Source organism: Streptomyces sp. NPDC019890 (assembly GCF_044903445.1).
Taxonomy (GTDB): Bacteria; Actinomycetota; Actinomycetes; order Streptomycetales; family Streptomycetaceae; genus Streptomyces.
In genome coordinates this window covers 24,474-46,883 of record NZ_JBJDQK010000003.1, presented here as the reverse complement: position 1 = coordinate 46,883, position 22,410 = coordinate 24,474, and the positions used below count along the sequence as shown (strand labels likewise).

Sequence of the window (22,410 nt, the reverse complement as noted above, 5' to 3'; positions counted from 1 at the left end):
GGGGACGTCCCTCGAGGGATGGACAAAGTCCTGCCGGTCGGACACCGTGCAGGGAAGACGCGACGCAGGTTCCGCCGGCCCAGTCGAACGCCGGGCCTACTCAAGACACGCAGGAGCAAGTGGTGATCGAAGAGACCCTCCTCGAGGCCGAGGAGAAGATGGAGAAGGCCGTCCTGGTCGCCAAGGATGACTTCGCCGCGATCCGCACCGGACGTGCGCACCCGGCGATGTTCAACAAGATCGTGGCGGACTACTACGGTGCGCTGACCCCGATCAACCAGCTGGCCTCGTTCTCGGTGCCCGAGGCGCGGATGGCCGTGGTGACCCCGTTCGACAAGAGCGCGCTGCGCAACATCGAGCAGGCGATCCGAGACTCCGACCTCGGCGTCAACCCGAGCAACGACGGCAATATCATCCGGGTGGTCTTCCCGGAGCTGACCCAGGACCGCCGCAAGGAGTTCATCAAGGTCGCCAAGACCAAGGCCGAGGACTCCAAGATCTCGATCCGCTCCGTGCGCCGCAAGGCCAAGGAGACGATCGACAAGTTCATCAAGGACGGCGAGGTCGGCGAGGACGAGGGCCGCCGCGCCGAGAAGGAGCTCGACGACACCACCGCGAAGTACGTCTCGCAGGTGGACGAGCTGCTCAAGCACAAGGAAGCCGAGCTGCTCGAGGTCTGATGAACGACTCTTCCTGGGGGGCCCCGCCGAGAGCCGGTTACTGGGGGCCGCCCGACCAGGGGCCTGCCCCGGCGGGTCCTGCATACGATGAGCATGACGCACAGCAGACTCGGCCCATGCCCATCGTGCCGGACTTTCCCGACGCAGGTAGAGACGCCGAAGACCGTAACGACCGCGACCAGAGCAGCGATCGCGACCGGGGGGCTGCTCGGCTGAGTGGCCCCCTGTTCCGCGACGAGATTCCGCAGGAGCCCATGCCCACCCCGCCGCCGGCGTCCGAGCCGCCGCAGAAGAAGCGGGCCGGCCGTGATCTGCGCGCGGCCATAGGGGTCGGCGTCGGACTCGGCGTGGTGATCGTGGCGTCCCTCTTCGTCGTCAAGGCCGTGTTCATCGGCGTGATAGCGGTCGCCGTCGTGGTCGGCCTGTGGGAACTCACCTCGCGGCTCGAGGAGCGCAAGCAGATCAAGGCCCCGCTGGTGCCGCTCGCGGTGGGCGGCGCGGCGATGGTGGTGGCCGGGTATGTGCGCGGTGCGGAGGGCGCCTGGGTCGCGATGGCGCTCACGGCGCTCGCGGTGCTGGTCTGGCGGATGACGGAACCCCCTGAGGGCTATCTCAAGGACGTCACGGCGGGCGTCTTCGCCGCGTTCTACGTTCCCTTCCTGGCGACGTTCGTCGCGATGATGCTCACTGCGGACGACGGGCCGCAGCGGGTGCTCACCTTCCTGGTGCTGACGGTGGTCAGCGACACGGGCGCGTACGCCGTCGGCTGGCGCTTCGGGAAGCACAAGCTCGCTCCGCGCATCAGTCCGGGGAAGACCAGGGAGGGTCTGCTCGGCGCCGTGGCGTTCGCGATGGTGGCGGGCGCGCTGTGCATGCAGTTCGTCATCGACGACGGCACCTGGTGGCAGGGCCTGCTGCTCGGCCTCGCGGTCGCGGTCAGCGCCACGCTGGGCGACCTGGGCGAGTCGATGATCAAGCGGGACCTGGGCATCAAGGACATGGGCACGCTGCTGCCGGGGCATGGCGGCATCATGGACCGGCTGGACTCGCTGCTGCCCACGGCTCCGGTCGTATGGCTGCTGATGGTGATCTTCGTAGGCAGTGGCTGACCTGTGCGTTTATGCGTCAGGGGCTGGTTGTCCACAGGGCGGCCGGCCCCTCTTCGTATCTCTGCGACACTGGTAGGACCATGCCCAAGCCCGGAGAACTCACTTTCGTCGCGCCCCGCGGAGCCAAGAAGCCGCCGCGGCACCTCGCCGACCTCACGCCCGCCGAGCGCAAGGACGCCGTCGCCGCGATCGGCGAGAAGCCGTTCCGCGCCAAGCAGCTCTCGCAGCACTACTTCGCGCGGTACGCCCACGACCCGGCCCAGTGGACCGACATCCCCGCGACCGCGCGCGAGAAGCTCGCCACTGAGCTGCTGCCCGATCTGATGTCCGTCGTACGGCACATCTCGTGCGACGACGACACCACCCGCAAGACCCTGTGGCGCCTGCACGACGGCACCCTCGTCGAGTCGGTGCTGATGCGCTACCCGGACCGGGTGACCATGTGCATCTCGTCGCAGGCCGGCTGCGGGATGAACTGTCCCTTCTGTGCCACCGGGCAGGCCGGGCTCGACCGCAATCTGTCGACCGCCGAGATCGTGCACCAGATCGTCGACGGCATGCGCGCCCTGCGCGACGGCGAGGTGCCGGGAGGCCCCGCGCGGCTGTCCAACATCGTCTTCATGGGCATGGGCGAGCCGCTCGCCAACTACAAGCGGGTCGTCGGCTCCATCCGCCGGCTCACCGACCCCGAGCCTGACGGCCTCGGGCTCTCGCAGCGCGGGATCACCGTCTCCACCGTCGGCCTGGTGCCCGCGATGCTGCGCTTCGCCGACGAAGGCTTCAAGTGCCGTCTCGCCGTCTCGCTGCACGCGCCGGACGACGAGCTGCGCGACACCCTGGTCCCGGTCAACACGCGCTGGAAGGTGCGGGAGGTGCTGGACGCCGCCTGGGAGTACGCGGAGAAGTCGGGCCGCCGTATCTCCATCGAGTACGCGCTGATCAGGGACATCAACGATCAGGCATGGCGGGGCGATCTGCTGGGTCGCCTGCTCAAGGGCAAGCGGGTCCATGTGAACCTGATCCCGCTCAACCCGACGCCCGGGTCGAAGTGGACGGCATCCCGTCCCGAGGACGAGAAGGCGTTCGTGGAGGCCATCGCGGCCCACGGTGTGCCCGTGACCGTGCGGGACACCCGTGGCCAGGAGATCGACGGAGCGTGCGGACAGCTGGCCGCCTCCGAGCGCTGACCTTGTAACCTGGCCTCGAAACATCTGCATATTCCGACAGGGGAGCGCCACAGCGCTGAGAGTGCGGTACCAGTCAGACCGCAGACCCTCTGAACCTTGCCCAGGTCATTCTGGGTAGGAAGTTCGGTCGCTACTCAAGCTGTTGCGCCCTGCCCGGATCCTGCCTCAGGACCGGGCAGGGCCGCGTCTCTTCCTGGTCATCTCCAGGAGGAATCTCAGTGAGCACCACCAAGAAGATCACGGTCACGGCGCTTGCCGCGGCCCTGGGCGTCAGTACGCTCGCGGCCTGCGGCGGCGAGCAGGCCAAGGGCTCCGCGTCCGACCGCCCGAAGCAGAAGACCGTGACGCTGGTCAGTCATGACTCGTTCGTCGCCTCCGCGTCCGTGCTGAAGCAGTTCACCAAGGAGACCGGCTACACGGTCAAGGTCCTCAAGAGCGGTGACGCGGGCGCCGCCCTCAACAAGGAGATCCTCACCAAGGGCTCTCCGCAGGGCGATGTCTTCTTCGGCGTCGACAACACCCTGCTCTCGCGCGCCCTCGACAACGGCCTGTTCACGCCGTACGAGGCCAAGGGCCTGGCCCAGGTGCCCGACGAGGTGCAGCTCGACAAGGGCAAGCACCGTGTCACGCCCGTCGACACCGGCGACATCTGCGTCAACTACGACAAGAAGTACTTCGCGGACAAGAAGCTGGCCCCGCCGCAGTCCTTCGACGACCTGATCAAGCCCGAGTACAAGAACCTGCTGGTCACGGAGAATGTCGCGACCTCCTCGCCCGGTCTGGGCTTCCTGCTCGGCTCGGTCGGCAAGTACGGCGAGGACGGCTGGCAGGACTACTGGAAGAAGCTGAAGGCCAACGGCGTCAAGGTCGTCGACGGCTGGGAGCAGGCGTACAACGAGGAGTTCTCCGGCTCGGCGGGCGGCAAGAAGGCCAAGGCGGACCGGCCGCTGGTCGTCTCGTACGCATCCAGCCCGCCCGCCGAGGTGCTCTTCGCCAAGCCGCAGCCGGCCCAGGCGCCCACCGGTGTCTCGACGGGAACCTGCTTCCGCCAGACCGAGTTCGCCGGTCTCCTCAAGGGTGCCAAGAACGAGGAGGGCGGCAAGGCACTGCTGGACTTCCTCATCTCCAAGCAGTTCCAGGAGGACATGCCGCTCAACATGTTCGTCAACCCGGTGGTGAAGGGGGCGAAGGTGCCCGAGCTGTTCACCAAGTTCGGCGCGGTCGTCGACAAGCCGGAGACCGTCGCTCCCGACCAGATCGCCAAGAACCGTGAGCAGTGGGTCCAGTCATGGTCCTCGCTCGTAGTGAAGTAACGAAGTCCGTCCGCGGGAGCGCGCCGGGCGCGCTCCGCGGGAACGCGGCGCGGCTCGGGCTGATGGCCGTGCCCGTCGCGTTCTTCGCGGTCTTCTTCGCCAATCCCGTCAGCGCGATCGTCGGCCGCGGCCTCCAGATCGACGGGGTGTGGCAGTTCGGGCGGATCGGCGAGGTGCTCGGCCGCGCCGACATCCAGCACGTGCTGTGGTTCACCACCTGGCAGGCGCTCGCCTCGACGGCGCTCACCATGGTGATCGCGCTGCCCGGCGCGTATGCCTTCGCCCGCCTCGACTTTCCCTTCAAGCGGCTGCTGCGGGCGGTGGTCACCGTTCCGTTCGTGCTGCCGACCGTCGTCGTCGGGACGGCGTTCCTGGCGCTCCTCGGACGCGGCGGGCTGCTCGACGAGCTGTGGGGTGTCAGGCTCGACACCACGGTGTGGGCGATTCTGCTCGCGCACGTCTTCTTCAACTACGCGGTGGTCGTACGGACCGTGGGCGGTCTGTGGTCGCAGCTCGACCCGCGGCAGGAGGAGGCCGCCCGGGTGCTCGGTGCCGGACGGTTCGCCGCCTGGCGACGGGTGACGCTGCCGGCGCTCGGGCCCGCCGTCGCCGCTGCCGCGCTGATGGTCTTCCTCTTCACCTTCACCTCGTTCGGTGTCGTACAGATCCTCGGCGGGCCGACCTTCGCCACGCTCGAGGTGGAGATCTACCGTCAGACCGCCCAGCTGCTGGATCTGTCCACGGCGGCCGTGCTCTCCCTGCTGCAGTTCGCCGCGGTCGGAGCCATCCTCGCCGTGCACGCGTGGACGGTGCGGCGGCGGGAGACCGCGCTGAAGCTGGTGGATCCGGGGCAGACGGCGCGGCGGCCGCGCGGCGCGGGCCAGTGGGCGCTGCTCGGCGGCGTACTCGCCACGATCCTGCTGCTGGTGCTCGTACCGCTCGGCGTCCTGGTCGAGCGCTCGCTCGACGGGCCCGGCGGCTACGGCCTCGGCTACTTCCGGGCGCTCACCTCCAGCGACGCGAGCGGCGGCACGTTCCTCGTACCGCCCATCGAGGCCGTGGCGAACTCGCTGGAGTACGCACTGGTCGCGAGCGGCATCGCGCTGGCCGTCGGCGGACTCGCCGCAGCCGCGCTCACGCGGAGGGCCGGGCGGCTGGTGCGCGGCTTCGACGCACTGCTGATGCTGCCGCTCGGGGTGTCCGCCGTGACCGTCGGCTTCGGTTTTCTGATCACCCTGGACAAGCCGCCGCTCGATCTGCGGGCCTCGTGGATCCTGGTGCCGCTCGCCCAGGCGCTGGTCGGCATCCCCTTCGTCGTACGCACAATGCTGCCCGTCCTGCGGGCGGTCGACGAGCGGCTGCGCGAGGCGGCGGCAGTGCTCGGCGCTTCGCCGCTACGGGTGTGGCGCGAGGTCGACCTGCCGATGGTGCGACGGGCGCTGCTGGTCGCAGCGGGCTTCGCCTTCGCCGTGTCGCTGGGCGAGTTCGGCGCGACCGTCTTCATCGCCAGGCCCGACAATCCGACGCTGCCGGTCGCCGTGGCCCGTCTGCTCGGCCGTCCCGGTGAGCTCAACTACGGGCAGGCGATGGCCCTTTCGACCATCCTGATGGTCGTCTGTGCGGCCGCGCTGCTGCTGCTCGAACGTATCCGGCCCGACCGTTCAGGGGAGTTCTAGATGCTGATGCTGCGGGACGCGACCGTACGGTTCGGGGCCAGGGCGGCGCTCGACGCGGTGGACCTGGAGGTCGCCGACCACGAGATCGTGTGCGTGCTGGGCCCCAGCGGCAGCGGCAAGTCCACACTGCTGCGCGCCGTCGCCGGACTGCAGCGCCTGGACGGCGGCCGGGTACTGCTCGGCGGCGCCGACCAGGCGGGAGTGAGCGTGCACCGGCGCGGAGTGGGCCTGATGTTCCAGGACCACCAGCTCTTCCCGCAGCGCGACGTGGGCGGCAATGTGGCTTTCGGACTGCGTATGCACGGCATGGGCCGACGCGAACAGGCCGACCGGGTGGCCGAGTTGCTGGAGCTCGTCGGGCTGCCCGGCGCGCAGCGCCGGGCCGTGGCCTCGCTCTCCGGCGGCGAGCAGCAGCGGGTTGCGCTGGCCAGGGCGCTCGCGCCCGAGCCCCGGCTGCTGATGCTGGACGAGCCGCTCGGCCAGCTGGACCGAAGTCTGCGCGAACGCCTCGTCGTCGAACTGCGCGAGCTCTTCGGACGGTTGGGCACCACCGTCCTCGCCGTCACCCACGACCAGGGCGAGGCCTTCGCGCTCGCCGACCGGGTGGTCGTCATGCGCGACGGCCGGATCGCCCGGGCGGGCACACCGCTCGACGTCTGGCAGCGGCCCGGCTCGGCATTCGTGGCGCGCTTCCTCGGCTTCGACAATGTGGTGGCGGCGACGGTGAGCGGCGCCGCGGCGGACACGGTGTGGGGCAAGATCCCGGTGCCGGACGGTGCGCCGCAGGGCGAGTGCCAGGTGCTGGTCAGGCCCGCGGGCGTACGGCTCGGCGACGCCGCGGAAGGGCTGCCCTGCACGGTCGAAGGGCTTACGTTCCGGGGCAACCACGTCGCCGTACGGCTGCGGCCTGCCGATGGGCCGCCGCTGGAGGCGGAGTGCTCCCTGCGTGACGCGCCGCTGGAGGGGGCGCTGGTCGGGGTGACCTTCGCCGCCGACGACGTGGTGGTGCTCGACTGACCCGCTACCGGGAACAGTCAGGGAGCAGTCAGGGAACGGTGACGATGAGCAGCTGGCCGTGCGCGGTCAGGGGCTGGGCGTCGACCAGACTGCGCACCCAGCTGACGACGGCGTACCGCCCCGAGCGCATCGGCATCCGCAACGTCACCTCCCGGCCCGGCGAGAGCGGCGGAGTGCCGAGCGCGCCCGCGAAGTCGAACGGCGGCACGCCCGTCTCGCCCTTGAAGAACGCCACGATGGCCGCCTCGGTGACCGAGTCGTCGTCGATGGGATAGAAGCGAGCCTCGTCGACGTGCTCGCGCATGGCATTCACATAGCGGAGCGGCTGCTCGGAAAGGACCGGGCCGTTCAGCGCGAAGCGCGGGGCACCGGCCGCGGATTCGAGGGCCGTCAGAGTGCCGCAGGGGCGCGGCGGCCTGCTGTCGGACTCGGGCGCCCGGACCGTGAGCGGACGTACGTACTCATCGCCCGGCTGGGGATTTCGGCCGAGCGCACCCGCGAAGTCCAGGTATTCGAGTACGAGATAGCTTCCCGGCCTCAGTCGTAGCGTGAAGTCGGAGTCCGCACCGGGGTGGGGCGCCGCACCGCCCAACTGGTCGACGGTGGCCATCAGTTCCCGGGACGCCCGGATGACGGCCGCCGGTTCCTCGGCGGCGAACACCTGTCGCATCCGGGCACGGAACTCGGCCTCGGTCGCCCCGTCGCGCAGCTTGGCGACGCCGACGGTGCCGGTGCGGGGGCTGGTGGTCCGCACGCGGAAGGTCACGGCCCCCGCCCGGGCGGTCGCCGGGGACACGAACCCGTCCTCGCCGGTGACGATCTGCAGCGGACCGCGTTGCCGTTCCGGTTCGGACACCTCCGGCAGCGCGGCCCCGGTGAGCGCCGCCACGCTCGCTGCCGCCCCGGCGGCCAATACACCCCGTCTGTTCCACATCTGGATCCCCCCACCCGTTTGGTCGGCGTACACGCGCCGGTGTACACAGGGCATCCAGTGAAGCCCCCTTCGGCCGGGGAAGGAAGGCCGCCACGGGGCGGGTCGGCGGGCCTGCTAGCGCGCGGTGGTGAGCTCCGGCTCGGCCTCCGGCAAAAGCTCGTCGCCGTGCGCCTCCGGCGCGCCGAACCAGGCCACCGCGACCGCGCCCGCGACCGCCAGTACGAAGCCGAGGATCGCTGCCCAGGCAAATCCGGCGCGCGAGGAGTCGCCCAGCCAGAGCACGCCGATCATGCCCGGCAGCACGGTCTCACCGACCACGAGCGCGGCCGTCGCGCCGTTGACCGAGCCGATCTGCAGAGCGACCGTGTGCAGATACATGCCGCCGATACCGGCCACCAGGATCGCGTACAGAGCCGGGTCGCTGAGCAGAGCGCCAAGGTCGAAGGGGTCGATGCCGTTGAGTACGCGCACGCCGACACCCAGCGCGCCGAAGCCGAGCCCCGACAGCAGACCGGCCAGAATCGCGGCGCGCGAACCCATGAGGCGTACGACGACGGTGCCGCCGGCCATCAGCAGCACGGCGATGGCCAGCAGCCACCAGTGGGTCGCGATCGGGGTGTGGCCGTTGCCCTCCGGGCCCGCCGCGGTGGCCAGCAGCACGAGCGACGAGCAGACGACGGCGATGGACGCCCACTCGGCGCGGGTGAGGCGGATGCCGAGCATTCTGACGCTCAGTACGGCGGTGATCACCAGGTTGGCGCTGATGACGGTCTGGGACAGGAAGAGGGGGAGCAGTCGCGCGGCCAGCGCCCCCAGGCCGAAGCCGACGAAGTCCAAGATGGTGCCGACGATGAACTCCCAGGTCATCGCGGCCTTCGCGGTGGAGGACAGGCTCGGGCCGCCGTGCTGGGTGACGCCGGCGGCGGCTGCCTGCTGCCGGGCGGACCGGCGGGATCCGACGGCTTGCAGCACCGATCCTGTGCCGTAACAGATCGAGGCCGCGACAGCGGTCAGTAGGCCGATCAGCACCAAGGGCTCCGTTCACGTGGGGGCAGCGACTCTGCCGAACTGCCAGACGTGTGTGGGGCGCCGGAAGTTGCTTCAGTCGGCCGGTCGGTCGAGGCCCGCGAGGCGGCGCAGTGCGGCGGGCGCCTCGTCGACCGACTCGACGAGCGCGATACGCGATTCCATCGGGCGGCCTGCCGCGAGGGACTGGAGCAGCGGCCAGGTGGGGAGCGAGTCCGTCCAGTGGGCGCGGTTGACGAGGACCATGGGGGTCGGTTCGCCGCGGGACTCGTAGTAGTTCGGGGTCGCGTTGTCGAAGATCTCCTGGACCGTGCCGGCGGCGCCGGGCAGGAATATCACGCCCGCGTTGGAGCGGGCGAGGAGGCCGTCCTCGCGGGTGGCGTTCGCGAAGTACTTGGCTATGTGGCCGGCGAAGGCGTTCGGCGGCTCGTGCCCGTAGAACCAGGTGGGGATGCCGACGGAGTCACCGCCGCCGGGCCAGCGGCCTCGTATCTCGAAGGCGGCGTCGGCCCAGTCGGAGATGGAGGGGGCGAACGAGGGGGCCTTGGCGAGGAGTTCGAGCGCCTCCTCCAGCATCTCGTCGGGGTGCGGGGCGGCGTAGGCGCCGAGGTTGGCGGCCTCCATGGCGCCGGGGCCGCCGCCTGTCGCCACGGTGAACCCGTCCCGGGCGAGGACCCGGCCGAGGCGGGCGGCACCGGCATAGGCGTCCGTGCCGCGGGCCATGGCGTGTCCGCCCATCACGCCCACGACGCGGGCGCCGACGAGGAGTTCGTCGAGTGCGTCGGAAATCGCGTCGTCGTGGATCGAGCGGAGCATCGAGGCGAAGATGTCGCCGTCGGCCTTGGTCTGCTGGAACCAGTCGTAGGCGAGGGCGTCTGGGGTGGCGTCGTAGCCGCCGGTGGAGAGGCCTTCGAAGAGCTCGTCGGGCGAGTAGAGGAGCCCGCGGTACGGGTCGAAGGGCAGATCGGGGACGGGCGGAAAGACGAGCGCGCCGTCGGCCCTGACCTTGGCGGCGGCGTCGGGCTGCATGCGGCAGCCGAGGAAGACGGCTCCGGTGGTGTCGGTGCCGAGGAGCGCGAAGGTGCGGTCGGTGAGGTCGACGGACTGGACGCGGTGTCCGGCGAGGGAGTGGCTGGAGACGACCTGATCGAACTCGTCGAGAGTTTCGATCTCGCGGTCGGGGGTGGGGTGCGCCATGCGGCCACGATAGGGGGTGCGGGTGGGGCAGATGGTGCGGGGGTGCGGGGATCTCTTCCGCCACACCGCCCGTCGCCCGAACCGGGGGCAGCGGCCCCCGGCGTATCGCTAGCGGGAGAGAGGGATCGCCGCGACCGCGGCCACCGCCCATGTCAGGGGGGCGAACGCCGCCAGCAGGATTGCCGCTCGCAGGGCCGCCGCGCTGCGGAGGGTGGCCGCGGGGGTGCCAAGGTGGCGGAGGGCGGCCGTCGTTGGGGCGCGGGACTGTCTCGATTCGAGAGCCGAGACCAGCAGCGTCGCCGTTGTGCAGGTCATGACCAGTGCCGCGCCCAGCGTCGTCAGGGGGCCCAGGAGGTCTGGGGGCGTCCCGTCGTACACGGAAGTTGCCGCGATCGCGCCCGAGGCCACGGCGCACACCACGCCCAGCGGGCGGCCGATGCGGGTGGCTTCCTCCATCAGGATCCGACCCGCCAACAGGCGGGTCGGGCCCGGCCGGAGGGACTGGAGGAGGCGGCCGCAGAGGCGGGTGATGCCCGGGCCTGCGAGGGCCAGGCCCAGGGCGGTCAGGGTCCAGCCCGCCAGCACGCCCGCCGGGTTGCCGTCGAACTCACCGGGAAGAGGGAGCGGCGAGCCCGGGCCACCGCGGCTCGCGTACGTCTCGGCCGCCAGGCCCGCGGCCATCAGGGCCACCCCCCACGGCAGCCCGGTCGGCGCCGGCGCCGGCGCGTCCGGGGGCGGAGTGAGGCGGCGTGGGCGCAGGGCCAGCGCGGCGGCCACCGAGGCCAGCAGCGGCACCGGCGTGAGCAGGGTCAGCGCCGCCGCCAGGGGCAGCGGCTCGCCCGCGGCGAGCAGTTCGGCCGCCGCCCCGTCGAACGGCAGCCCCGTCAGATCACCCCGCAGATACAGGAAGACCAGCAGCGCGACCATGCTGCCGAGCGTGCCGGAGACGGCGGTCGAGACCGCGGACAGCGCGGCGAGCCTGGCCGGCCCCAGGCCGACCGCCGAGAGCCCGGACCGTGGCCGGGTACTCGGATCCGTACGCGCCACCGCCACCGCGAACTGCACCGTCGCGGCGAGCGGGATCAGGCACCAGAGCAGCCGGAGTCCGGACGTGCCGGACTCGTCGGGATGGGACAGCGCATACGTCAGCGTGCACAGCAGCAGGAAGCCGACACCCGCCGACGCCGCCGCCACCATCAGCCGGCGCAGCAGAACCAGCGGGTGTGAGCCCAGGGCTAGACGGAGAGCGAGCACTCGGCCCGCCCTTCCGTGCCCGCGTTCGCGAGCGAGTTGACGCGCCTGCCGTCCACAAGCGTGATCGAACGGTCCGCCAGCGCCGCCACCTCCCGGTCGTACGTGGCGAGCACAACGGTGATCCGGTGGGATCGGGCCGCGGCCGTCAGCGTACGCAGCACCTGCACCCGGTCCGCGCGGTGCAGCGTCGCCGTCGGCTCGTCGGCGAACAGCACCGACGGCGTGGCGACGAGCGCCCGCGCCGTGGCGACCCGCTGCCGTTGTGCCTGGAGCAGCGCATGGGGCCGCATACGGGCGCACGCGCCGATGTCGAGCCGCTCCAGCCACTCCATCGCCGCGCTCTTCGCAGTGCGGCGCGAGGTCCCGCCCAGCAGCAGCGGCAGGGCCGCGTTCTCCCATGCCGTCAGCTCGGGTACCAGCGTCGGCTCGGGGTCGATCCAGCCGAAACGGTCACGTCGCAGCCGCTCGCGGGCGAGCGGCTTGAGCGTGTGCACGGGGGAGCTGTTGAACCAGACCTCGCCCTGCTGCGCGACGAGTTGACCGGAAAGGCACCGCAGCAGCGTGGTCTTGCCGCTGCCGCGTGCGCCTTGCACTGCAAGGATCTCGCCCTCCCGCACACCGAGCGACACACCGACCAGCGCGGGCGAGCCGCTGTGGGAGTGATGCAGGGAACGTGCCCAGAGCACATCGTTGTCCGGCGGGGCCACCATGGCGTACACCTCGGTTCTGATCAGATTTCCACTCCCCCCTTCGGGGGAACGAAGTCAGTGCCGATCGGTCACTCGGCACGCTAGGTATTCAGCACCGGGGTCGGAGGAAGCACACGGCCCGGGTCCGTCCCATCTCACTCGAATGGGCGTACCCGGGCCGTTCACGGCTGCTGGGACTGGGGCTCTGCGGAGGCCTAGAGCTTGGTCCAGGCCTCCGTCAGCACCGTCCGCAGGATCTGCTCGATCTCGTCGAACGTCGACTGGTCGGCGATCAGCGGCGGCGCCAGCTGCACGACCGGGTCACCGCGGTCGTCGGCCCGGCAGTACAGGCCGTTCTCGTACAGCGCCTTGGAGAGGAAGCCGTAGAGCACGCGCTCGGTCTCCTCGTCCGTGAAGGACTCCTTGGTGACCTTGTCCTTGACCAGCTCGATGCCGTAGAAGAAGCCGTTTCCGCGGACGTCGCCGACGATCGGCAGGTCGTGCAGCTTCTGCAGCGTGGAGAGGAAGTTGCCCTCGTTGTCCAGGACGTGCTGGTTGAGGCCCTCCTTCTCGAAGATGTCGAGGTTGGCCAGGCCCACCGCCGCGGAGACCGGGTGGCCGCCGAAGGTGTAGCCGTGCAGGAAGGTGTTGTCGCCCTTGTAGAACGGCTCGGCGAGGCGGTCGGAGACGATGCACGCGCCGATCGGGGAGTAGCCCGAGGTCATGCCCTTGGCGCAGGTGATCATGTCCGGTACGTAGCCGAACTTGTCGCAGGCGAACGTCGTTCCGAGCCGGCCGAAGGCGCAGATGACCTCGTCCGAGACGAGCAGCACGTCGTACTGGTCGCAGATCTCCCGGACCCGCTGGAAGTACCCGGGCGGCGGCGGGAAGCAGCCGCCGGCGTTCTGCACCGGCTCGAGGAAGACCGCGGCGACGGTCTCGGGACCCTCGAAGAGGATCTGCTGCTCGATCTGGTCGGCGGCCCAGCGGCCGAAGGCCTCGGGGTCGTCGCCGTGGATCGGCGCGCGGTAGATGTTGGTGTTGGGCACCTTGTGCGCGCCGGGGACCAGCGGCTCGAACGGCGCCTTGAGGGCGGGCAGACCAGTGATCGACAGGGCGCCCTGCGGGGTGCCGTGGTAGGCGACCGCGCGGGAGATGACCTTGTACTTGGTGTGCTTGCCCTGCAGCTTGAAGTACTGCTTCGCCAGCTTCCAGGCGGTCTCGACCGCCTCGCCGCCGCCGGTGGTGAAGAAGACCTTGTTGAGGTCGCCCGGGGCGAGGTGGGCGAGCCGCTCGGCAAGCTCCACGGCCTTCGGGTGCGCGTAGGACCACACGGGGAAGAAGGCGAGCTCCTGCGCCTGCTTGAACGCGGCCTCGGCGAGCTCGACGCGACCGTGGCCGGCGTTGACCACGAAGAGGCCGGCGAGACCGTCGAGGTACCGCTTGCCCTTGTCGTCGTAGATATAGGTGCCCTCACCGCGGACGATGGTGGGGACGGGGGCGTTCTCGTACGACGACATGCGGGTGAAGTGCATCCACAGGTGGTCGTAGGCGGTCTGGGAGAGGTCCTGGCTCACGGCTATCGGGTTCCCCACATATAGGTCTGCTTCTTGAGCTTGAGGTAGACGAAGCTCTCGGTGGACCGGACGCCGGGGAGCGCACGGATCCGCTTGTTGATCACTTCGAGAAGGTGGTCGTCGTCCTCGCAGACGATCTCCACCATCAGGTCGAAGGAGCCCGCGGTCATCACCACGTACTCGCACTCGGCCATGGCGGTGAGCGCATCGGCGACCGGGTCGAGGTCACCCTCGACCCTGATGCCGACCATCGCCTGGCGTCGAAGACCCACGGTGAGCGGGTCCGTGACGGCGACGATCTGCATCACGCCCTGATCCAGCAGCTTCTGGACGCGCTGTCGTACGGCCGCTTCAGAGAGGCCTACGGCCTTGCCTATGGCGGCGTACGGACGGCGCCCGTCCTCCTGGAGCTGTTCGATGATCGCTAGGGAGACGGCGTCGATCGTCGGGGACGATCCGTTCGCGTTCCTGGAGTCTGCGCTACGACTGGACACGTGCTCACTTTGCACGGGACTCCTCTGTCTGGCAACCCCCGAGCAATGAAATTCGTTGTTCTGCGCTGCTAATCTCACTGAATCCGAAGTTGGCGAGGGTCGGGGCTGTCGAAAGCGTCACCCTAGAGATTAGGCTGGGTATCTCACCCATTGGACATCTGACAGGAGGGGTGGCAACAGTGACCACCGAGCTGCGTCGTCTGCGCAACTACATCAACGGGGAGTTCCGGGACGCCGCCGACGGCCAGACCCTCGACGTCGTCAACCCTGCCACGGGTGACGTCTACGCCACATCGCCGCTCTCCGGCCAGGCCGACGTCGACGCCGCCATGGACGCTGCCGCAGCCGCCTTCCCCGGCTGGCGCGACACCACCCCGGCCGAGCGCCAGCGGGTGCTGCTGAAGATCGCGGACGCCCTGGAGGAGCGGGCCGGGGACCTGATCGCGGCCGAGTCGGAGAACACCGGCAAGCCGCTGGAGCTCACCCGCACCGAAGAGATCCCGCCGATGGTGGACCAGATCCGCTTCTTCGCCGGTGCGGCGCGGATGCTCGAGGGCCGTTCGGCCGGCGAGTACATGGAGGGCATGACGTCGATCGTGCGTCGCGAGCCGGTCGGAGTCTGTGCGCAGGTCGCGCCGTGGAACTACCCGATGATGATGGCGGTGTGGAAGTTCGCGCCGGCGCTGGCGGCGGGCAACACCGTTGTACTGAAGCCGTCCGACACGACCCCCGCGTCGACCGTCCTGATGGCCGAGATCATCGGCGCGATCGTGCCCAAGGGTGTCTTCAACGTCATCTGCGGCGACCGTGAGACCGGCCGCGCGATGGTCGAGCACCCGACGCCGGCGATGGCGTCCATCACCGGTTCCGTGCGGGCGGGCATGCAGGTCGCGGCCTCCGCGGCCAAGGACGTCAAGCGCGTCCACCTGGAGCTGGGCGGCAAGGCGCCGGTCGTCGTCTTCGAGGACACGGACATCGAGAAGGCCGTCGAGGACATCGCGGTCGCGGGCTACTTCAACGCCGGCCAGGACTGTACGGCCGCGACCCGCGTCCTTGTCCACGAGTCGATCCACGACCAGTTCGTGGCGGCACTGGCGAAGGCGGCCACGGACACCAGGACGGGTGCGCCGGACGACGCCGATGTGCTGTACGGCCCGCTGAACAACGCCAATCAGCTGGCGCAGGTGACCGGGTTCATCGAGCGGCTCCCGGCCCACGCCAAGGTCGAGGCGGGCGGCCACCGGGTCGGCGAGAAGGGGTTCTTCTACGCGCCGACCGTCGTCTCCGGCCTCAAGCAGGACGACGAGATCATCCAGCACGAGGTCTTCGGCCCGGTCATCACGGTCCAGTCGTTCACGAACGAGGCGCAGGCGCTCGAGTGGGCGAACGGGGTGGAGTACGCGCTGGCGTCGTCGGTGTGGACCAAGGACCACGGGCGTGCCATGCGGATGTCCAAGTCGCTGGACTTCGGCTGTGTGTGGATCAACACGCACATCCCGCTGGTGGCCGAGATGCCGCACGGCGGGTTCAAGAAGTCGGGTTACGGGAAGGACCTGTCGGCGTACGGGTTCGACGACTACACGCGGATCAAGCACGTGATGACGTCGCTGGACGCGTAATCCTTTGCGGGGTGGGGGAGTTTCCCCCACCCCGCCCCTTCCTGAATCCGGGGCTGTGCCCCCGGACCCCGCGCCCCCGGACCCCGCTCCGGGCTCATCGCAGTGGTGTCCGGTGCAATGCGAGCAGCAGGCGCCAGATCTGGGACGCCATCAGTTCCGCAGGCGCGTCGATCTTTCCGTGCAGCCAGTCCGCCAGGACGCCCGCGAAGGTCGCAGCCACCGCCGAGGCGATCAGGGGTGCGGCGGGCGCACCCGCCAACTCGCGTTCCTTGCGGCTGCGGTCACGCAGTTCGCGGTGGAGCAGCTCGCCCAGCGGGCCGCTGCCGCCCTCCCGCAGCAGGGTCCGGTAGAGCGCGGCATGCGGGGCGAGTTCGGTGAAGAAGGCCGTCAGAGCGGGCGGCGGAACGGCCGGGTCCGGGGTGCCGCGCCAGGCATGCAGCGCGTCCACCGCGTTCCGTACGACCTCCGCGCAGGCGTCGACCGCGAGTGCCCCCAGGTCCGGGTAGTGCAGATAGAACGTGGCCCGGCCGAGCCCCGCCCTGCGTACCAGTGCTGCAACGCTCACCTCTTCGAGGGGGCGCTCCGCGCACTCGGCGAGCAGAGCCTCGCGCAGCCGCGCCCGGGTGCGTTCCGCGCGCGGGTCGCTCATCCCGCCACCAGTACGGCCGCCAGCGCGAGCGCCCCCGGCAGCGCCTGCGCCACCAGGATGCGCCGGTTCGCGGTGAAGCCGCCGTAGAGGCCCGCGATGACCACGCAGCTGGTGAAGAAGACCTGCACCCGGTACCCCGTCGGGTCCGCGGCGATCAGGCCCCAGACCAGGCCGGCCGCGAGAAAGCCGTTGTACAGCCCCTGGTTGGCGGCGAGCGGGGCGGTCGCGCGGGCCATCTCGGCGTCGAAGCCGGAGAGGCCGCGTCCCGGCTTGCGCTCCCACAGGAACATCTCCAGAACCAGGATGTAAGCGTGCAGCGCGGCCACCACGCCGACCAGGACATTCGCCGTTGTGTGCATCATCAATCCCCAAGTTTATGGACAGCTGTCCAGTAAGTATAGACACATGTCCATGATCGACAGAGTGTCGCCCGCGGTGCGCAGGGATCGACGCAGCGTCCATTGCCGCCCGTGCCCGCCTCCCGGCATCCTTCGGACGTGCCAGCGATACGGATGAACCCCATGTCACGGCGGTCCCTGCTGCTCGGCCTCGCCGCCGGCGCCGCGCTCACCGGATGTGGGGTGCCCGCGGCGTACGTACAGCCCGAGGACCGCGCCCGGCACGACGACTCCGAGCGCGACAGAAGCCTCGACTTCGCCAACTGGCCGCTCTACATCGACACCGACGACGACAACGCCTCCCAGCGGCCCACCCTCAACGCCTTCACCGAGCGCACCGGGATCTCCGTCCGCTACACCGAGGAGATCAACGACAACGACGAGTTCTTCGGGAAGATCAGTCCCGCCCTGATGAACCATCAGGAGACCGGTCGCGATCTGGTCGTCGTCAGCGACTGGATGGCGGCCCGTTTCGTACGACTGGGCTGGGTGCAGGAGATGGACAGGGCGAAACAGCCCAATGTCGCCACGTACCTCGACCCGCAACTGCGCACCCCCGCCTTCGACAAGGGGCGGCTGCACAGCGTCCCCTGGCAGTCCGGGATCACCGGCATCGCGTACAACCGCAAGCAGCTCGGCCGCGAGATCAGGCACACCCGCGAGCTGTGGGCGGACGATCTGCGCGGCCGGGTCACGCTGCTGTCCGGGCTCGACGAGTCCTTTGCGCTGCTGATGCAGGGCAATGGCGTCGACGTCACCCGCTGGACCGCCGACGACTTCCACACCATGTGCGACCAGGTCGAGCGGCTGGTGAAGGCCAAACACATCAGACGCTTCACCGGCAACGACTACATCAAGGATCTGTCCACCGGCGATGTGCTTGCGTGTCAGGCGTACTCCGGCGATGTCATCCAGCTCCAGGCCGACAACCCGGACATCGAGTTCGTCGTGCCCGAGGAGGGCGGGGAGCTGTGGGCGGAGAGCCTGATGATCCCCAACCTCGCCCGCCACAAGCACAACGCCGAGGCGCTCGTCGACCACTACTACCAGCCGGAGGTCGCGGCCGAGCTGGCGAGCTGGGTCAACTACGTCTGCCCGGTGCCGGCCGCGCGTGACGTCCTGGCCTCGTCGAAGGACGAGGAGACGGCCGCGCTCGCCGAGGATCCGCTGATCTTCCCCGACGACGAGATGCGGGGGCGCCTCGCGATCGCGCGCGACATCACCTCGAAGGAGCGCACGCCCTTCGCGAAGCGGTGGAATGCGATCGTCGGGCTGTAGCGGACCCGCGATCACGAGCGATGATCACGTGAGCTCCGTGGTGACGTACGGTCTGTTCGCCGCCGGCTGCTGCACGACGCGATCCCCTGGGGGTCAGGGCTTGCGGCCCACCGCGCCGAACTGCGCCACCTGGGGGAACTCGCCCTCGGTCGCCGGATCGTGTCGCCAGCGGGCGCATGACACGATGCCCGGCTCCAGGACCTCAAGACCGTCCAGGAACGAGGCGAACTCCGCGCGGCCGCGGGCCGTGATCGGCGGCGTGGCGTTCTCGTTCCAGAACCGCATCGCCGCGGCGTTGCCCTCGCCGCCCAGCTCCAGCGTCGGATGGGTGAGCACCAGATAGCTGCCGGAGGGTACGGCGTCCAGCAGCTGCCGCACGATCGACCGGGCCTCGTCGGTGTCCAGTACGAAGTTCAGGATGCCCAGCATCATCACGGCCACCGGCTGCTTCAGATCCAGCAGCGGCTCGACGGCGGCGAGGATCCGGTCCGGGTAGTGGGCGTCCGCGTCGATGTACTCGGTTGCGCCCTCCGGGGAACCGGTGAGCAGGGCGCGCGCGTGCGCCAGCACGATCGGGTCGTTGTCGACATAGACGATCCGCGCGTCGGGGGCTATCCGCTGAGCCACCTCGTGGGTGTTCTCGACCGTGGGCAGGCCGGTGCCGATGTCCAGGTACTGCCGTACGCCGGCCTCGGCGGTCAGATGGCGCACCGCGCGGCCCAGGAACGCCCGGTCCGCGCGCGCCACTTCGCCGATGCTCGGGTAGAGGCCGGTGACGTGGTCGCCCACCGCGCGGTCGACCGCATAGTTGTCCTTGCCGCCCAGCCAGTGGTTCCAGACTCTGGCGTTGTGGGCTACGTCGGTGCGGATCCTGTCGGTCACATCTGCTCCTCGGCCAGTGGCATGCAGCCCATCATGCCGGACTGATCAAGACGCCTTGCCGCGAGGGGAATTCAGACAGGGGCGGAGCGCAGAACGGCGGCGTGCAGCACGTCGACGCGGTTGGTGGTGATCGCGTCCACGCCGTACCCGATCAGCCGGCGCATGGAGCGCCGGGTGTCCACCGTCCAGGCCGAGACGAGCATCCCGTCCTTGTGGACACGGTCCGTCAGGTCCGCGCCGAGCAGTCCGAACCGATAGTTGAGCCAGCGCGGCCGCACCGCTTCGAGCAGCGCGGGGCGCGGCGGGGCCGACGTCGTCCAGGTCATCGCGATCTCGGCCGAGGGATCGGCAGCGCGCACCGCGAGCATGGTGGTCGGGCCCGCGCAGTAGTACACGCGCTCGCCCGCGCCGTACTCGCGGACGGTGCCGACGACCGTCCGTACTGATTCCGCCGTGGCACCCGGCAGATCGATCATCAGTCGGTGCGCCCCGACCGCGAGCAGCGCATCGCGCAGTGTCGGCACCCCGCCGCCGGTCAGCTCCGCCACCTGGGCGTGAGTGAGCCGGGCCAGCGGCCGGCCGTGGCCCCACAGCCGTTTCAGCGAGTCGTCGTGCAACAGCACGGGCACGCCGTCACGGGTGAGGCGTACATCGATCTCGACCGCATCCGCGCCCCGCTCGATCGCCGAGCGGAGCGAGGGAAGGGTGTTCTCGCGGACGCGGTACGGATCGCCGCGATGGGCCACGACACTGATGGTGCGCATGTGCCCCATTGTCGGTGCCGGGTCAGCGCTCGAGCCACGCCGTCGTGTACGTGTCGATCTCGGCTGCGAGACGCGCCTTGCCCGCCGGGTCGAGGAACGACGCCTCCACCGCGTTCTTGGCGAGATTGGCGAGACCGCGCTCGTCCAGCTGAAGCAGCCGGGCGGCGACCGCGTACTCGTTGTTCAGGTCGCTGCCGAACATCGGCGGGTCGTCGCTGTTGATCGTCACCAGTACACCGGCCGCGACCATCTCCTTGATCGGGTGCTCGTCGAGGTCGGTGACCGCGCGGGTGGCAATGTTCGAGGTCGGGCAGACCTCCAGCGGGATCCGGTGCTCCGCGAGATGGGCGAGCAGCTTCGGGTCCTCGGTCGCGCTCGTGCCGTGGCCGATGCGCTCGGCGCGCAGCTCGTTCAGCGCGTCCCAGATCGTCTGCGGTCCGGTCGTCTCACCGGCGTGCGGCACGGAGTGCAGGCCCGCCGCGATCGCGCGGTCGAAGTACGGCTTGAACTGCGGCCGCGGCACACCGACCTCGGGGCCGCCCAGACCGAAGGAGACCAGGCCCTCGGGGTGCAGATCCACCGCGAGCCGCGCGGTCTCCTCGGCGGCCTCGAGACCGGCCTCGCCGGGGATGTCGAAGCACCAGCGCAGTACGACGCCGAGCTCGGCCTCGGCCGCCCTGCGGGCGTCCTCGATCGCCGCCATGAAGGACTTCTCCTCGATGCCGCGGCGGGTGGAGGAGAAGGGCGTGATGGTCAGCTCGGCGTAGCGGATGTTCTGCCGGGCCATGTCCCGCGCGACCTCGAAGGTGAGCAGCCGTACGTCCTCAGGGGTGCGGATCAGGTCCACGACCGAGAGGTAGACCTCGATGAAGTGCGCGAAGTCGGTGAAGGTGAAGTAGTCGGCGAGCGCCTCGGGGTCGGTGGGGACCTTGGAGTCGGGGTGGCGGGCGGCCAGTTCGGCGACGATGCGCGGGGACGCCGAGCCGACGTGGTGCACATGCAGCTCGGCCTTGGGAAGCCCCGCGATGAAGGGGTGCAGATCGGTCATCGGGGTCCTCCGTGTGGGACGGCCGGGTGGGCGTGTACGAGGGTTGTTCGGGCCAGGGATCATCGTAGGGGGGGTCCGGTCGAGGACCGGACGCAGGCCGTAGCATGGCCGCGGACCTCAATGGGGGAGAACGTATGTCAGACAACCAGGCCTGGCCGGCGGGCGGGCCCGAGCCCCGCGACCGCGATCCGTGGGCTCCGCCGGAGAGCAGCGCTGCGCAGCCCAAGGTGCCGTTGGAGAAGCCCGGCGCCGCAGCGGGGCCGACGGCCTCGCCCGTGCACAACCAGCCGACGGTCACCTCGATGCCCGGCGCGGAACCCGTCGTCGGCATGGGTGCGGTGCCGCCGCCCCCGATAGCCCCGGGCGGACCGGCCCAGGCCACCCCCGGCCCGTACGGCTACCCCGCCCCGAGCACCCCGCAGCCCGGCGTCGGCGATCCGTACGGCTACCCCGCCCCGAGCACCCCGCAGCCCGGCGTCGGCGATCCGTACGGCGGCTACCCCGGATACCCGGGCTACCAGAACTACGGCCAGACCGGCTGGCAGGCTGCCCCCGCCAATGGCATGGGCATCACCGCGATGGTGCTCGGCATCCTCTCCGTCTGTCTCTTCTGCCTGTACGGAATCGTCGCGGTCGTCCTGGGCGTGCTCGCCCTGATCTTCGGCATCCTCGGCAGGAAGCGTGCTCAGCGGGGCGAAGCGACCAACGGCGGTATGGCGCTGGCCGGGATCATCCTCGGCTCCGTCGGCATCGTGATCGGCGCGATCGTCATCGGGCTGCTGGCCTGGGGCATCACCACGGCGATCAACGACGACAGGAAGCACGACGGCGTCAACGACGACTACTCGAACTCCCTGGTGCTGGGCGACGCCCTCCCGGCCCCCGCCGCCACCCGCTGAGAGCGGCCACCCCGCCCCCCGGCCGGCGCCAGCCGGCCGGGGTCGCCCCACTTGGCAGTGTCAGCCGCCGGCCGGCTGTCAGTCCCGCTCCGCCCCGGCCGAGCGCAGTTCCTCCCTCGCCTCCATCAGGGCAAAGCCCAGCAGATTGAGCCCGCGCCAGCGCGTCGGGTCCTGTGCCCGTTCGTCGTCCGCGGCCAGTCCGATGCCCCAGACCCGGTCCACCGGGCTTGCCTCGACGAGCACCCGGTCCCCGGTGGACAGCAGAAAGTCGCGCAGCTCGACATGTTGTCCGAATTTGTGCACGCTGCCCGAGCGCACGATGGCGAACCGCTCGCGCTCCCATATTGCGTCGTTGAAGCCGCGCACCAGCCGCCCCGCCCGCTTAGCCGCCGCCGGGCTCTTCGCCTCGAGCGCCTGCCGCTCGGCGTCCGCGTCGCCGAAGAGCCGCGCCTTGTGCGCCATCATCCAGTGCTCAGCCGTTGCGTACCGGACGCCGTCGACCACGAAGGGTGACGGCCACCACTGGCTGAGGCAGCTTGCGCCGACGGATCCGTCCCGGCGCGGTGCGTGGCCCCAAAAGTGCAGATACTTGATTCGCCTGTTCCTGCTGACCTGCTCGATCAGCTCTTTCATCCCCATGCACGCGAGTCTGGCATCCACCACTGACACTCCGTACGGCTAAGAGCTGCCTGACCCGACACATGGTCGACCGATTCCGTC

General features: G+C 70.0%; 22 protein-coding genes and 1 riboswitch. Of the genes, 9 read left to right on the top strand and 13 right to left on the bottom strand.

Going from position 1 to position 22,410, the window contains the following annotated elements; translation table 11 throughout:
• The first annotated feature begins 122 nt into the window (after positions 1 to 122).
• The 6 genes from frr to ACI2LP_RS08565 all read left to right on the top strand — a co-directional run bounded on the left by frr (position 123) and on the right by ACI2LP_RS08565 (position 6,982).
• Positions 123 to 680: a ribosome recycling factor gene (frr, locus tag ACI2LP_RS08590; RefSeq protein WP_360875303.1), complete on the top strand. Its 558-nt coding sequence runs from the start codon at positions 123 to 125 to the stop codon at positions 678 to 680.
• Positions 680 to 1,789, top strand: a complete 1,110-nt coding sequence (locus tag ACI2LP_RS08585; protein WP_404723802.1) for a phosphatidate cytidylyltransferase — start codon at positions 680 to 682, stop codon at positions 1,787 to 1,789. The genes frr and ACI2LP_RS08585 overlap by 1 nt, the downstream gene beginning before the upstream one ends.
• An 80-nt stretch (positions 1,790 to 1,869) precedes the next feature.
• On the top strand, positions 1,870 to 2,976 hold the full coding sequence (gene rlmN / locus ACI2LP_RS08580) for a 23S rRNA (adenine(2503)-C(2))-methyltransferase RlmN (protein ID WP_404723801.1): 1,107 nt from the start codon (positions 1,870 to 1,872) through the stop codon (positions 2,974 to 2,976).
• 28 nt (positions 2,977 to 3,004) lie between these two features.
• Positions 3,005 to 3,115, top strand: a riboswitch (TPP riboswitch).
• Positions 3,116 to 3,194: 79 nt separating this feature from the next.
• Entirely contained in the window at positions 3,195 to 4,289 is a 1,095-nt protein-coding gene (locus ACI2LP_RS08575; RefSeq protein ID WP_404723800.1) for a thiamine ABC transporter substrate binding subunit, read from the top strand.
• A 62-nt stretch (positions 4,290 to 4,351) separates the two neighbouring features.
• Entirely contained in the window at positions 4,352 to 5,965 is a 1,614-nt protein-coding gene (locus tag ACI2LP_RS08570; protein ID WP_404724426.1) for an ABC transporter permease, read from the top strand.
• Positions 5,966 to 6,982, top strand: a complete 1,017-nt coding sequence (locus ACI2LP_RS08565; protein WP_404723799.1) for an ABC transporter ATP-binding protein — start codon at positions 5,966 to 5,968, stop codon at positions 6,980 to 6,982. It begins immediately after the preceding gene.
• Positions 6,983 to 7,010: 28 nt separating this feature from the next.
• Here ACI2LP_RS08565 and ACI2LP_RS08560 read toward each other — a convergent pair whose 3' ends face one another.
• The 7 genes from ACI2LP_RS08560 to ACI2LP_RS08530 form a co-directional block, all read right to left on the bottom strand.
• Entirely contained in the window at positions 7,011 to 7,916 is a 906-nt protein-coding gene (locus tag ACI2LP_RS08560) for a hypothetical protein (RefSeq protein WP_404723798.1), read from the bottom strand.
• Positions 7,917 to 8,030: 114 nt separating this feature from the next.
• Complete coding sequence (locus ACI2LP_RS08555) at positions 8,031 to 8,945, bottom strand: hypothetical protein (RefSeq protein WP_404723797.1); 915 nt, start codon at positions 8,943 to 8,945, stop codon at positions 8,031 to 8,033.
• A 72-nt stretch (positions 8,946 to 9,017) separates the two neighbouring features.
• A complete protein-coding gene (locus tag ACI2LP_RS08550) occupies positions 9,018 to 10,139 on the bottom strand; it encodes an LOG family protein (RefSeq protein ID WP_404723796.1) in 1,122 nt (373 codons plus the stop codon).
• Between the two features lie 108 nt (positions 10,140 to 10,247).
• Positions 10,248 to 11,393 (bottom strand): hypothetical protein, encoded by a 1,146-nt coding sequence (locus tag ACI2LP_RS08545; RefSeq protein ID WP_404723795.1) that lies wholly within the window; start codon positions 11,391 to 11,393, stop codon positions 10,248 to 10,250.
• Positions 11,375 to 12,103, bottom strand: coding sequence for an ABC transporter ATP-binding protein (locus tag ACI2LP_RS08540; protein ID WP_404723794.1), 729 nt, complete (start codon positions 12,101 to 12,103; stop codon positions 11,375 to 11,377). The genes ACI2LP_RS08545 and ACI2LP_RS08540 overlap by 19 nt, the downstream gene beginning before the upstream one ends.
• 194 nt (positions 12,104 to 12,297) lie before the next feature.
• On the bottom strand, positions 12,298 to 13,677 hold the full coding sequence (locus ACI2LP_RS08535; RefSeq protein WP_404723793.1) for an aspartate aminotransferase family protein: 1,380 nt from the start codon (positions 13,675 to 13,677) through the stop codon (positions 12,298 to 12,300).
• Entirely contained in the window at positions 13,662 to 14,153 is a 492-nt protein-coding gene (locus tag ACI2LP_RS08530) for an Lrp/AsnC family transcriptional regulator (protein WP_404723792.1), read from the bottom strand. Before ACI2LP_RS08530 ends, ACI2LP_RS08535 begins: the two co-directional genes overlap by 16 nt.
• 179 nt (positions 14,154 to 14,332) lie before the next feature.
• Here ACI2LP_RS08530 and ACI2LP_RS08525 point away from each other — a divergent pair, with 179 nt between their 5' ends.
• Positions 14,333 to 15,772, top strand: coding sequence for a gamma-aminobutyraldehyde dehydrogenase (locus ACI2LP_RS08525; RefSeq protein WP_404723791.1), 1,440 nt, complete (start codon positions 14,333 to 14,335; stop codon positions 15,770 to 15,772).
• Between the two features lie 94 nt (positions 15,773 to 15,866).
• Here the strand turns inward: ACI2LP_RS08525 and ACI2LP_RS08520 are convergent, their stop codons facing one another.
• Positions 15,867 to 16,421, bottom strand: coding sequence for a TetR/AcrR family transcriptional regulator (locus tag ACI2LP_RS08520; RefSeq protein WP_404723790.1), 555 nt, complete (start codon positions 16,419 to 16,421; stop codon positions 15,867 to 15,869).
• Entirely contained in the window at positions 16,418 to 16,780 is a 363-nt protein-coding gene (locus ACI2LP_RS08515; RefSeq protein ID WP_404724425.1) for a DUF1304 domain-containing protein, read from the bottom strand. The genes ACI2LP_RS08520 and ACI2LP_RS08515 overlap by 4 nt, the downstream gene beginning before the upstream one ends.
• Positions 16,781 to 16,942: 162 nt before the next feature.
• Between ACI2LP_RS08515 and ACI2LP_RS08510 the strand changes: the two genes are divergently transcribed.
• Entirely contained in the window at positions 16,943 to 18,097 is a 1,155-nt protein-coding gene (locus ACI2LP_RS08510; RefSeq protein WP_404723789.1) for a spermidine/putrescine ABC transporter substrate-binding protein, read from the top strand.
• Between the two features lie 93 nt (positions 18,098 to 18,190).
• Here ACI2LP_RS08510 and ACI2LP_RS08505 read toward each other — a convergent pair whose 3' ends face one another.
• The 3 genes from ACI2LP_RS08505 to ACI2LP_RS08495 form a co-directional block, all read right to left on the bottom strand.
• Positions 18,191 to 18,979 carry an SAM-dependent methyltransferase gene (locus ACI2LP_RS08505; protein WP_404723788.1) on the bottom strand — a complete coding sequence of 263 codons (789 nt, stop codon included), beginning with the start codon at positions 18,977 to 18,979 and terminating at the stop codon, positions 18,191 to 18,193.
• Between the two features lie 71 nt (positions 18,980 to 19,050).
• Positions 19,051 to 19,743, bottom strand: coding sequence for a glycerophosphodiester phosphodiesterase (locus tag ACI2LP_RS08500; RefSeq protein ID WP_404723787.1), 693 nt, complete (start codon positions 19,741 to 19,743; stop codon positions 19,051 to 19,053).
• Between the two features lie 22 nt (positions 19,744 to 19,765).
• Positions 19,766 to 20,791, bottom strand: coding sequence for an adenosine deaminase (locus ACI2LP_RS08495; RefSeq protein WP_404723786.1), 1,026 nt, complete (start codon positions 20,789 to 20,791; stop codon positions 19,766 to 19,768).
• Positions 20,792 to 20,925: 134 nt separating this feature from the next.
• Between ACI2LP_RS08495 and ACI2LP_RS08490 the strand changes: the two genes are divergently transcribed.
• The gene (locus ACI2LP_RS08490; protein WP_404723785.1) at positions 20,926 to 21,690 is read left to right on the top strand and encodes a DUF4190 domain-containing protein; all 765 of its coding nucleotides are present in this window, start codon (positions 20,926 to 20,928) and stop codon (positions 21,688 to 21,690) included.
• A gap of 78 nt (positions 21,691 to 21,768) precedes the next feature.
• Here ACI2LP_RS08490 and ACI2LP_RS08485 read toward each other — a convergent pair whose 3' ends face one another.
• A complete protein-coding gene (locus ACI2LP_RS08485; RefSeq protein WP_404723784.1) occupies positions 21,769 to 22,329 on the bottom strand; it encodes an NADAR family protein in 561 nt (186 codons plus the stop codon).
• Between the last annotated feature and the right edge of the window lie 81 nt (positions 22,330 to 22,410).